General features: G+C 43.6%; 10 protein-coding genes. 3 read left to right on the forward strand and 7 right to left on the reverse strand.

Annotated features, from left to right (window positions below):
• From IFU39_RS04815 to IFU39_RS04835, 5 genes are all read right to left on the reverse strand, one after another.
• A complete protein-coding gene (locus IFU39_RS04815; RefSeq protein ID WP_105598837.1) occupies nucleotides 1–1,296 on the reverse strand; it encodes an arsenic transporter in 1,296 nt (431 codons plus the stop codon).
• Between the two features lie 73 nt (nucleotides 1,297–1,369).
• Nucleotides 1,370–1,696, reverse strand: a complete 327-nt coding sequence (locus tag IFU39_RS04820) for an ArsR/SmtB family transcription factor (RefSeq protein ID WP_091018855.1) — start codon at nucleotides 1,694–1,696, stop codon at nucleotides 1,370–1,372.
• A gap of 143 nt (nucleotides 1,697–1,839) precedes the next feature.
• The gene (locus IFU39_RS04825) at nucleotides 1,840–4,308 is read right to left on the reverse strand and encodes an FAD-dependent oxidoreductase (protein WP_192131458.1); all 2,469 of its coding nucleotides are present in this window, start codon (nucleotides 4,306–4,308) and stop codon (nucleotides 1,840–1,842) included.
• Nucleotides 4,305–4,619: an ArsR/SmtB family transcription factor gene (locus IFU39_RS04830; protein WP_091018859.1), complete on the reverse strand. Its 315-nt coding sequence runs from the start codon at nucleotides 4,617–4,619 to the stop codon at nucleotides 4,305–4,307. The genes IFU39_RS04825 and IFU39_RS04830 overlap by 4 nt, the downstream gene beginning before the upstream one ends.
• A 255-nt stretch (nucleotides 4,620–4,874) precedes the next feature.
• Nucleotides 4,875–6,689, reverse strand: coding sequence for a family 43 glycosylhydrolase (locus IFU39_RS04835; RefSeq protein ID WP_149846685.1), 1,815 nt, complete (start codon nucleotides 6,687–6,689; stop codon nucleotides 4,875–4,877).
• A gap of 412 nt (nucleotides 6,690–7,101) precedes the next feature.
• On the opposite strand from IFU39_RS04835, the gene IFU39_RS04840 reads away from it, so the two are divergent.
• Nucleotides 7,102–8,394 carry an alkaline phosphatase gene (locus IFU39_RS04840; protein WP_374954403.1) on the forward strand — a complete coding sequence of 431 codons (1,293 nt, stop codon included), beginning with the start codon at nucleotides 7,102–7,104 and terminating at the stop codon, nucleotides 8,392–8,394.
• 83 nt (nucleotides 8,395–8,477) lie between these two features.
• Here IFU39_RS04840 and IFU39_RS04845 read toward each other — a convergent pair whose 3' ends face one another.
• Nucleotides 8,478–9,200 carry a DUF421 domain-containing protein gene (locus IFU39_RS04845; protein ID WP_306299287.1) on the reverse strand — a complete coding sequence of 241 codons (723 nt, stop codon included), beginning with the start codon at nucleotides 9,198–9,200 and terminating at the stop codon, nucleotides 8,478–8,480.
• Nucleotides 9,201–9,739: 539 nt separating this feature from the next.
• Between IFU39_RS04845 and IFU39_RS04855 the strand changes: the two genes are divergently transcribed.
• Nucleotides 9,740–10,180 (forward strand): hypothetical protein, encoded by a 441-nt coding sequence (locus tag IFU39_RS04855; RefSeq protein WP_149846684.1) that lies wholly within the window; start codon nucleotides 9,740–9,742, stop codon nucleotides 10,178–10,180.
• Nucleotides 10,181–10,288: 108 nt separating this feature from the next.
• Nucleotides 10,289–10,759, forward strand: a complete 471-nt coding sequence (locus IFU39_RS04860) for a ferritin family protein (protein WP_091018869.1) — start codon at nucleotides 10,289–10,291, stop codon at nucleotides 10,757–10,759.
• Between the two features lie 124 nt (nucleotides 10,760–10,883).
• Here IFU39_RS04860 and IFU39_RS04865 read toward each other — a convergent pair whose 3' ends face one another.
• The gene (locus IFU39_RS04865; RefSeq protein WP_149846683.1) at nucleotides 10,884–11,771 is read right to left on the reverse strand and encodes a cation diffusion facilitator family transporter; all 888 of its coding nucleotides are present in this window, start codon (nucleotides 11,769–11,771) and stop codon (nucleotides 10,884–10,886) included.
• Nucleotides 11,772–11,995: the final 224 nt, after the last annotated feature.

Raw genomic sequence — 11,995 nt, forward strand, 5'->3', positions numbered from 1 at the left:
TTATAGAATGCTTAACCACAGATACAGACCCACTAGCGTAATAAACAGAGTCGGAATGGTGATTATGATACCCGTCTTGAAGTAAGTACCCCATGAGATTTTGACACCTTTGGTGCTGAGAACATGAAGCCAAAGCAGGGTCGCGAGTGAACCAATCGGGGTAATCTTGGGACCCAGGTCTGATCCAATAATATTGGCATAGATGAGCGCCTCCCGAATAGTCCCTGTAGCTGTGGTTGCATCAATGGCAAGTGCATCAATCAACACGGTAGGCATATTGTTCATCAGGGATGAGATGATTGCTGCGATAAAGCCCATACCCATTGTTGCAGCAAACAATCCTTGATCAGCCACAGCCTGTATGACTACGGCCAACAGATCGGTCAAACCTACGTTACGTAGACCATAAACCACAACATACATGCCGATGGAGAAAAATACGATGGCCCACGGCGCCTCTTTGACAACCAATGTTGCTGGTACAGCTGAACTGCGGGAAGCCATGATCAGGAAGAATATCGCGACAATACCTGCCACAAGAGATACGGGAATTCCGATAAATTCACTGGTAAAGTATCCAATGAGAAGAACCGCTAACACCACCCACGACAACCGAAACATCTTCATATCCTTAATGGCAGTTACCGGAGGTTTCAATTCACTAGCATCAAATCGTTTGGGAATACTCTTGCGGAAAAAGAGATACAGTACACCTATACTCGCCGCCAGTGAGAACAGATTTGGAACAAACATCCTTCCTGCGTACTCCATAAACGTAATACCAAAGAAATCGGCAGACACTATGTTGACCAGGTTACTTACAACCAATGGCAAGGAAGTTGTATCCGCAATAAATCCACTGGCGATAATAAATGGAAATACTCTCTTCTCATCGAAATTCAGTGCACGTACCATGGCTAAAACAATCGGTGTCAGAATCAGTGCACCTCCATCATTGGCAAAGAAAGCAGAAACCACTGCACCAAGGATGGAGACATAAATAAACATACGTACACCATTGCCATGAGCGGCTTTGGCCATATGTAAGGCAGCCCATTCAAAAAAGCCGATACGATCCAGAATTAATGAGATCAGAATGATTGCCACAAAAGCAAGCGTGGCGTTCCATACGATTTGTGTCACATCCCATACATCTTCCAAATTGACCACACCCACAAGTAAAGCAAGGATTGCTCCGCCGCAAGCAGACCAACCAATGGACAGGTTTTTAGGCTGCCAAATAACGAGTACAAGTGTAATCAAAAAGATGATGCAGGCTAACAGCGTAGAAAACAAAACGATACACCCCCTTTCAGTTCATCTTAATTTACATTGGTATATAATGATATGCTTATATATTGATCAAAAATTAATTACATACTGATGTAAAGTTTTCTTTATTTAACGATTTAAGAATAGTTGCTGTATCCGGCATCAATTCCAGGACAGATGAAATATAGGGTGTATTCTCTACATTTAAAGAGTAGTATACCCACTGACCACGTTTACTTTCTTTAACCAAGCCTTGATCCTTCAGTTTGCGCAAATGTTGACTAATTCCAGGTTGTGACATGTCTAAAATCTCTACAAATTCACACACGCACCATTCACGTTCCTTGAGGAGTGTAAGGATCGTAAGGCGTGTTTTATCACCGAGCAATTTAAGCTTATCCGCTATCTCTTGCATAGAATCCATAGCACGTCCTCCTTCAATTAAATATAAGTGTATGCTTATATTATAATACCAAAAAAATGAAGTCAAATTTTTACTTGATGACTAAGTCCAAAAAGCGTTGGTTCGAATTCGAACCAACGCTTTTTGGAGTTTGTGATAAATTTTTAAATAAACAGATTATGATTTGCTTGTGAGGCTTGACCAAGATAGTAACCGACACCACCGATTTTGACTTGGTCTATTAATTCTTCACGCTGGATTCCCATTAAATCCATAGACATTTGGCAGGCAACGATCTCTGCTCCTTGTGCAATTACACTCTCTATCAATTCTTCCAACGAAGGCACATGATGTTTTTTCATCAGACCACGGATCATTTTCGGGCCTGCTCCGAGCATATTCATTTGGGACATGCCAAGCTTCTGGCTGCCGCGAGGCAGCATCATATCAAACATACGGCCGATCATGGTTTTGGATAACTTTTGCGGTTGCGGCTTACGAATAATACTCAATCCCCAAAATGTGAAAAATAGAGTTACTTTTCGTCCACTGGCTGCGGCCCCATTTGCAATAATGAGTGAGGCAATCGCTTTATCCAGATCGCCACTGAAGACTACCATTGTGCTGGCAGGATCGCTGACGGGAGAATCCGATACCGGTTGTGCTGTATTTTTAACAAGGACAGACTCAATTGTACCGCCTTTCAGTCTTTCCAACTGCAAGATGGTGGAACCTGACATCGTGGCCCATGCTTTGACATCTTCATAGAAGCCTGGATCGGAAGCTTTCACACGCAGGGTTTCTCCGTTCGAGAGTTGATCCATTTTCTGCTTCACTTGGATTAGCGGACCAGGACAACTCAATCCGCATACATTCAAGTCATGATCAATACGTTGTGGCTGTGTCGAGTCAGCTGGAATAGACTTCTTTCCCTTAGCTTCCAGCGCAGGATTATGATAATCTTGTTTTCCAGCAGGAATTGGAGCAGGCTTAAACTGGGCTTGACGGTATGTTTTATAACCACCACTCAAGTTTTTCACGCTAAAACCATGCTGACGCAGAATTTGCGAAGCTGTGTAACCACGTAAGCCGACTTGACAGTATAGCCAGATTTCTTTGGATGGGTCTAATTCATCTAATCGCTCACGAAGCTCATCAACTGGAATAGAGAGTGAACCCGGAATATGACCATTTTGATGCTCCATTTCACTGCGAACATCCAGAAGTATTGATTGCTCCGGCAGACGATCAGCCAGTTGATTATAGGTGAACGTCTGAACACGTCCAGTAATCATATTCTCTGCTGCATATCCAGCCATATTCACGGGATCTTTGGCAGAAGAATAAGGTGGTGCGTAACTCAGTTCAAGCTCTGTCAAATCCCGGACATGTCCTCCAAAATGAATGGCAACAGCAATGTCATCAATTCGTTTATCCACTCCATCATACCCGACTGCTTGTGCGCCTAAAATTTTACCTTCCGGAGTAAACAGCAGTTTAAGAGTAATTGCGCTAGAACCCGGATAATACGATGCATGAGAAGCAGGGTGTACGATAACGGTTTGATATTCCACGCCGAGACGCTGGAGTGTTTTCTCATTACTGCCTGTTGTGGCTGCGGTCATTCCAAATACTTTGATAATGGACGTACCTTGTGTTCCTTTATAGGTAGAATGAAGCCCTGCGATACGGTCAGCAACAATACGACCTTGTTTGTTGGCAGGTCCGGCAAGTGGTATCGTTGCCTTCGTACCATGAATGGTTTCCGTTACTTCGATGGCATCCCCAACAGCATAGATATGTGGCACATTGCTTTCTAAGGCTTCATTTACGATAATATGTCCACGTGCACCCAGAGAAACACCGCTATCTTTCAAGAAATAGGTGTCCGGCGTTACGCCTATCGCAAGAATAACCATGTCAGCTGTTAGCGTATGACCATCCGCAAGTTCAACCCCAATGCCCTGCTCCAGGGAAAGGAATCCCTGAACACGCTTGGAAAACAGCAGCTTCACACCATGATTCTCCATTTCCTGTGACAATGCAGCTGCTAATTCGGGATCATATGGTGTGAGTACTTGTGCGTTCCCCTCAACCAGCGTTACATTCAGACCAGCTTCCTTTAAATTCTCAGCCATTTCCACACCTATAAATCCACCACCTATGACGATCGCAGACTTGTTGTTAGAAGAACTTACCTGGTCTTTGATCCGATCAATATCTGGAATACTTCGTACGGTATAAATTAGTGGATTGTCCTTACCCGGCAGATCGGGAATGATCGGTTTTGCACCTGGTGACAATATCAACTCGTCATAGCTTTCTTCATATGCACCGCGTTCCTGCGACTGTATCTTAACCACTCGCTTCTGCGAATCGATAGCTACAACCTTACTTCTTGTGCGAACATCGATACGAAAACGATCAGCCATCCCTTTTGGCGTTTGCACCAGCAGACGCTCTCGGTCATCGATTGATCCCCCTACATAATAAGGTAAGCCACAATTGGCAAATGAGATATAAGGCCCTTTCTCAAAGATAATAATCTCGGCATGTTCATCCAGACGGCGAAGACGTGCAGCTGAAGATGCACCTCCAGCTACCCCGCCAACAATCAGTACTTTTTTACTCATGATTCACAATCATCCTTTTCAAATAAAGTATTTATAATCTGTTCAACCCGTGGATCAGCAAGCACATAGTTCACTTCAAGACCATTGCGCTCTGTAGCAACAATACCTGCACTACGAAGCTTCTGGAGGTGTTGTGACACTGTAGATTGGGGAAGATCTAGACATTCCTGCATATAAGAAACATTACATTTTTTTTTCATCATCAGTCCCCGCACAATGCATAAACGAATGGGGTGAGATAAAGCTTTCAGCAGATTAGCAGGTTCATCGAACTGTTTAATATTATTGCTGTCAAAAGCGGGAATGTTCAAAAGTATCCCTCCTAAATCGTTATATCGTTATATCGTAATAATACGATTTATTGATATGGATGTCAAATGCATTCTCAAATGAAGGAGTTCAATAAGTTACACCCCCTCCTCAACCCTACAGTATGGGCTTGTTTTAGGTGGATGACAAAAATGCCTGCCAAAACCGCTAAAAGCGAATTCTGACAGGCGTTTCAAAGTGTATCCGTTCTTCATAAAATAGCGATTTAGCGATTCAATTGAAAGTCTTATGTTAGGTTAGAGTATAACAGGCTGAATCAGTCCGTCCTTACCAAAAAGAAGCGGGTCCATACATATTTCGCGGTGATAGCCCTTTCCAGAGGAGAATCTGGATAGTGGCGTGACAAAACGGTGATAGGCTATCCGGTACTGATCAGTTTCGGAATCATTAAAGATACAGTGATGACCTGTGCCCAGCATGCCCTTCTCGACATTTTTGCTCAAAATCGGGTATTGATAGGTAATTGGACCGTATAATTGCTCTGACGTACCGTAATTCACATGATAGTTTTCGCTGCCTGTATCATCACAGGACCACGTAAAGTGGTAAAGTCCTCCCCGCTTCAACACCGTTACCGCCTCACGAAAATCATGGAGCCCTGAGAGATTACTCATGGTGTCCTCCAAGACACTTGTCATGTTTTCATTAAGCTCCACAATGGCAGCATGTCCATTGCCAAATAGCAGATACGGTCTTCCATCTTCCTCAACATAGATGGAGGGATCAATAGCCTGGCCCATGGTAATGCCCAGACGTTTCAACTGCTCCATTGTGATCAAAGGTTGCGACTCGGCCAGGAATGGACCAATCGGTGTATCCGCTACAGCAACGCCGATGGCACTCACGCCGTTCAGCATTTTGCCACAGAAATAAAAATAGAACTTCCCGTTTCGGCTGGAAATTGCCGGTGCCCAGGCATTACCGGTTGCCCAAGGGACATCCTCTGTTCCCAGATCAAGGATCACACCTTCGTCTTGCCAATGCTGGAGGTCTGAAGAAGAAAACACCTTGAACTGTGTTCCCGACCACCCCTCGAAGCCATCTGTTGTCGGATACATATAGTAACGATCCTCAAACTTGGCGACATCAGGATCGGCATATTGTCCCGGAAGCACCTGATGACCATCCCCGAAAGCCGCGAGAAGCCGGCTGCACTCATCAGTTGTGATGGGCAGGACACTTCCATGCCGCTTTTGAGTCGTTCCCATATCAAAATCACTATCAGGGACAATTCGGAATTCTCCGCTTCCCAGATCTGTAGTCAACAGAGGAAGATACCCTTTGCCTTCTGCAAATCGATCAACAATCAGGCACCATTCCTCCCTGTCATTGAATTTAAAGATCTGAGGTCCCTCCACACCTGCCACAGCCTCCAGGATAGGGGCTTGCAGCGTAACGAAAGCTCCTTTGTCGAGAGAGTCTCCTTTTTCTACCCGTATGTTTTTGGTTGTTTCATCCTTGGAGTATCGATAGTAACAACCAGCCGAAGGAAGGATCGTTGTATCAATAATATGATTATCCCGCTCAATGTATTTTTCCGATGTGGAGAACGTACGGAAGTCTTTTGTACGAGCGCTGTATATTTTTTGCTTTCGTTCTTTCTCCTGAGGTTCTTGCGTTGCAGAAGCCCAAAATACGAGAAACTCATCTGTTTTTTCATCATACACAGCTTCGGGTGCCCAGACACATCCAGCCCCCTCAACACCCAGTGTAACGTTCCATGGGGATGACCAATTCACGAGATTGCTGGATTCCCATATAATTACGTCCCGGCTCCCCGCATTAACGGCATGAGTCCATCCTTTGCCGCTTGCGATGCGGAGATCCGTAGCAATCAGGTAGAATTTATTTTCCTTGACTGAACGAATCAGAAACGGGTCCCGTACCCCCTTTTCTCCAAGATCGGAAAACAGCACAGGCATTCCACTATTAAGATCCTTCCAGTGAAGACCATCCTCGCTATAGGAGAAATAAACCTGCTCTCCGTCTGGTTGTTCGCCAATAAAATGTACAAAGAGATACCCATTATAATTTGGAGTTGGTGTGGTCAATGGTAAGAGCCTCCTGAAATGAAATTGGATTTAAACTAACCTAAATAAAAAAATGAAAGCGTTCTACTTATGATGTATCATACTTCAAAAATAGAGGCATGAGTATATTTTTATAATCTCTTCTGTTGCAGATCATGTGAATCTTTCGTTGGAACCCTATTGTCCTGATTGGGATGTTTGACTTACTGCTCATGCAAAGAATTAACACATCGCCTTATTTTACCTTAGGTATACAAAATTCTTGGTTTTCATTTACAAATGAATGATAACCTTTTTAATGATGAACAAATGAATATAGATTCATGCATTCATTTTTGTTTTCGAGATATGATGAGGAGGAATCATTGTGAAATTATCCAAAAGAGTATTACCAGCGGTAGCGCTGACTCTGGCTGTATCGGCTTCTAGTCTCTTGTCTGCCGGACAAGCAAGTGCCGTTCAAGCTGTAAGTGTAGAGAAAAAACAAATCAAGAACATCATCTTCCTCATTGGGGATGGTATGGGGACCTCTTATACTTCTGCCTACCGTTATATGAAGGATGATCCTTCAACGAAGGGCATGGACAGAACCGTATTTGACCCTTATCTTGTCGGGGCACAGATGACTTATCCAGATGATGATAAACAAAATGTGACGGATTCCGCTTCCGCAGCAACAGCCATGTCCGCAGGCGTTAAAACCTACAATGCTGCTATTGCGGTCGACCCCGCACAGAAGGAAGTCAAAACCGTACTGGAGCAGGCCAAAGAAAACGGGAAAGCCACCGGGCTCGTGGCTACATCGGAGATCACTCATGCCACACCGGCTGCATTCGGTGCCCATGATATCAGTCGAAAAAACATGGATGCCATTGCGGACGATTATTATGATGAATTGATTAATGGCAAGCATAAGGTTGATGTCCTACTGGGTGGAGGGAAATCCAATTTTGTGCGCGAGGGTCGTGACCTGACGAAGGAGTTCCAAAAGGCCGGATTCAGCTATGTGACGGATCGTTCCGCTCTCCTTGCTGATAAGAATCAACAAGTGCTTGGACTGTTTGCCGATGGAGGATTGGACAAGATGATCGATCGTACTGCTACAACGCCATCATTGGCTGAGATGACCAATACAGCGATTGATCGCCTCAGTTCGAACGACAAAGGGTTCTTTCTAATGGTCGAAGGAAGCCAAATTGACTGGGCAGGACATGATAATGATATCGTTGGCGCAATGAGTGAAATGGAAGATTTCGCGGCAGCATTTCAGGCAGCTATTGATTTTGCCAAAAAAGATGGTGAAACACTTGTCGTAGCTACTGCCGACCACTCCACGGGCGGACTTACGCTTGGAAAAGACGGCGAATACAACTTCTTCGTAGACCCGATTAAAGCTGCACTGCGGACACCAGACTTCATGGCCGCACAAATTGCGAAGGGTGCTTCGGTTGAAGAAACACTGAAAAGTTATCTGAAACTCGAGTTGAAGGCGGAAGAGATTGAATCGGTGAAAGAAGCAGCCAAAAGTGCAGATGTAACGAAGATTGATAATGCCATTGAAGCAATTATTAATAGTCGTTCGTTTACGGGTTGGACCACAGGTGGACATACAGGTGAAGATGTTCCTGTCTATGCCTACGGCCCGGCAAGTCATCGCTTCGCCGGTTTGATCGACAACACAGATAATGCCAAGATCATATTTGATATCCTCAGCAAGCACCAATAATTTCACCATAATTCGGTAGTTTACGATCATCCCTTCTCTTCTTTCATCTGAAGAGAAGGGAATTTTTTTCATTTCTCATGGTGTCACTCGACATCAATGGGATGCTTGATTTGATCCTCATAATAATCAATATAGATCCTGCCATCACTTCCTTTTACAGCATAGAATACATCGTTTATGTTCTTGCTTTTCGATTCAAGCTGTTGCATTAATTCCTTATCAGATATGCCATTCAGTTCAAGATTCTTACTTAACATCTCCCCGTCCATAATTAACTCCACAGGCATGCGTTCTGGATTGGATTCTACCTTCTTATGAATATCCGCAAGCGTAGCTGTTCTATAGTTGGCTTTTTTCATGACTGAGACTTGTCCATTCACTTCGAGCAAAGCATACTCCACTTCTTCTATGTTGAAAATATCTTTCTGTCTTAGCACTTGGTTTAAGGAATCCAATGTCAGTTTATTCTTGGCGAGGTTATTTTCAAGAATTTTGCCGCCTTCAATTAATACGGTAGGTGAACCTTCTGCCAGTAGGCGGATTTTTCTGCTTTTCAGATTTAATTTCGATAACAGATAAGAGGTTCCGGTAAAAACAATTAAAGAAATAATCAGATGTGTGACTTCTATTTTCTCGTTAAAAGCTAGATTGGCAGCTATGGCTCCCATAATGACTGCGGTGACAAATTCATGGAAGTTCATATCAGACAACGTTTGTTTTCCCAATATACGAGCAATACCCAATAAAAGCAAAAAGGCAAAGATACTTCGGGTGAAGATGATAACATGTTCGTACAATACAAGCACCCTTTCACTCGTTAGATAATTATGGAACTCTTTTGAGTATTCACAGAATTATTCTTAAATATGTCGCCTTATTTAATGCTATAAACGGAAAGCAGGCTACCTGATCCCCTGCCAAAGTTAATACTTCGATTCGGCCGGGCTGGTTCTCCGCGCTGCTGAGGATGACCAGGTCAGAATTCTTTAGAAGCTTCAGGATATTAATTACAAGTCACACATGCCTTTTCCGAATTTGCCAGTATGCATTATATCCCATGGAGTTGGTTACCATATACAACACCACTTGCTTTGAAGGGAGAGAAATCCGATAAATGCAGTTAACGATTGGTTAAGGCAGGTCGCCCACAATTATCTACTCATTGTCATTGCTGCGGTGCTCTTTTTTGCTGTCAAAGCAGTCATTGGATTCTACACGTACAAGCATTATGACAAAAAACTGGATGCACTTACAGATAAGGTGGATCGTCTTCTTGAAGAGAAAACAACGGAGTGATGCAGCTTATTTTGAACTATAGAAGCAACAAGTTTTGGAGGAAAAATGCATGATAGGAAACATTCTGTTGGGTATGGTCATTCCCATTATAATGGGCGTATGGATTCTGCATCGGAACTTTACAATCCTTATTCAATATTATCCACTCGGCGTGGCTATATCGTCCTGCATTAACAATGTAGGATTCAATTATTTCTGGAACATTCTCCCGAATACACGTAACCAATCCTATGCTGCTCTACCAATGGATCTTGGAATCTATCCGATTGCCGGTTGCCTGATGATGTATGCGATTTTAGTGAAAGGGGCCAATCCATGGTTAGCGATCCTTGTTGCATCATTGTCGCTGACCTTAATTGAGTGGGTTGCGAAAATGATGGGACATGTCATTTATTTTAATGGATGGAACATTTTTTGGACCTTTTTGTCATACCTCCTGCCATTTGTTATTGCTTATGGTTACAGTAAAATATTGACGTATACCAAGTGAATTTTCACTGAAGCTTTCGAATAATAAGCCGGGACAGATTGATATGGGTTAACGCTGATAGGCTTACGTGCATACCCTAACTCATATTGGTCTTGGAGGGATTCGTTAATGTATGTGACATATCCGTATGGTTACAGGTACACTTTTACTCCGGTATGGGCAACATCATCAGCCGAAGCACTTGAATTAATCAAATCCGCTGTGCAGGGAGAACGAAACGACGAGATTTTCTATGATTCACTGATTCAGTTGTCACCTGATGCCAATCAGGCTGCCATCATCACGAGCATCCGTAATGATGAACGTGGACATAATCAAATGTTTCGGCAAATGTACAAAGATCTAACGGGTCAGGAGATTTCCGGCGTAAGTAGTGAGCCGGTTGAGACGGTCACCTCTTATCTTGCTGGGCTGCAACAGGCGTTTCAAGGTGAATTGGCGGCCGTGGAAAAGTATAGAAAAATATGGTTTGGTCTCCCTTATGGCATATATAAAGACACGGTGTGGGGGATCATTCTGGATGAACAGAAACATGCGGATAAATATAACAATCTGATTACCTACAATTTGCCGAGATAGTGATGTAGGGGATAAATAACGCGTGTATTCGTTCAAAAATAACAATTGGAATCAGCAAAAAACCAGTGAATGAGTTATATTCACTGGTTTTGCTTTGCCGGGTCACTCTTTTAAAATCTAAATCTCATATGCATTCTTTCAACATATCAGGTTCCACATGAACGTGAACGGTGTATACGTCATGCTCCTCCATTAACTCGTTCTCCACGTCTGTACAGATATCATGTGCTTGTTGAAGATCCAGCTCAGCATGTACGGTGATGACAACATCCACGACAGCATTATTGCCATAATTGCGGGCTCTTACGTCTTTGACCTTCTCTACACCGTCTATTCCGGCAATCGTCTTTTTGTACTCCTGAATCAGTTCAACATCAAAACCATCGGTCAGATGATGTGTGGCTTCCTTGAAAATGTCCCAAGCGGTCTTGCAGATCAGGAAACCTACGATGACAGCTGTTACCGGGTCCAGCCATGGGAGGCCGAACTGGGAACCCACGATTCCAATGACCGCACCGGTGCTCACCCAGGCATCGGAGATATTATCTCGAGCTGCAGCCATGACCGCCTGACTTTTAATACGTGTAGCAAGTCTCTTGTTATAGCGATAGACCAGATACATGATAACCGCGCAGAAAATACCTGTGTACGCGGCGATGATATCCGGAGATTCTTGTGTACCCTGGAACACAGAACCGATGGCTTCAAACAGTACTTGTAAACCTACTGCCATCATAATGAAAGAAGCAACTAGTGACGCAACGGTCTCTGCTCTCCAGTGGCCATATGTATGGTCTTTGTCGGCTGGGCGTTGGGCAAGTTTCAAACCGATCAGTACAGCTATGGAGGCCACAATATCGGTGGCATTGTTTAATCCATCCGCCTTGAGCGCTTCTGATCCGGCCATATTGCCAACGATCAGTTTTAATAAGGTCAAACATATGTAGGCGATAATGCTGATGATCGCTCCGCGCTCCCCCAGCTTTAGATTATCGTATTTTAGTTGATCCAAAATGATATCCTCCTGCAATCTTCATTTCTAGCACGTGTATGATGGTATCATTGAAGATTTGTGTGGGTCTAGAGAAACGTTTTGAGTGTGACGAAACATAATCTGAAAGCGGCAATTTTTTTAAGAGAATCCAAAAAAGTTGGATTTGGCAAACTTAACTGTTTAATGGGTGATAAGAGGAAGATTTCCGATTGCCTTCCTTCCTCTTACCACACTTTCTTGCA

Origin of the sequence: Paenibacillus sp. CFBP 13594, assembly GCF_014842675.1 — a bacterium.
GTDB lineage: Bacteria > Bacillota > Bacilli > Paenibacillales > Paenibacillaceae > Paenibacillus > Paenibacillus amylolyticus_B.

Bases quoted from the DNA above. Each gene is read 5' to 3' on its own strand.
- IFU39_RS04820 (WP_091018855.1), bottom strand. From the start codon at position 1,696: ATGGATTCTATGCAAGAGATAGCGGATAAGCTTAAATTGCTCGGTGAT.
- IFU39_RS04825 (WP_192131458.1), bottom strand. From the start codon at position 4,308: ATGAGTAAAAAAGTACTGATTGTTGGCGGGGTAGCTGGAGGTGCATCT.
- IFU39_RS04855 (WP_149846684.1), top strand. From the start codon at position 9,740: ATGATAGGAAACATTCTGTTGGGTATGGTCATTCCCATTATAATGGGC.
- IFU39_RS04860 (WP_091018869.1), top strand. From the start codon at position 10,289: ATGTATGTGACATATCCGTATGGTTACAGGTACACTTTTACTCCGGTA.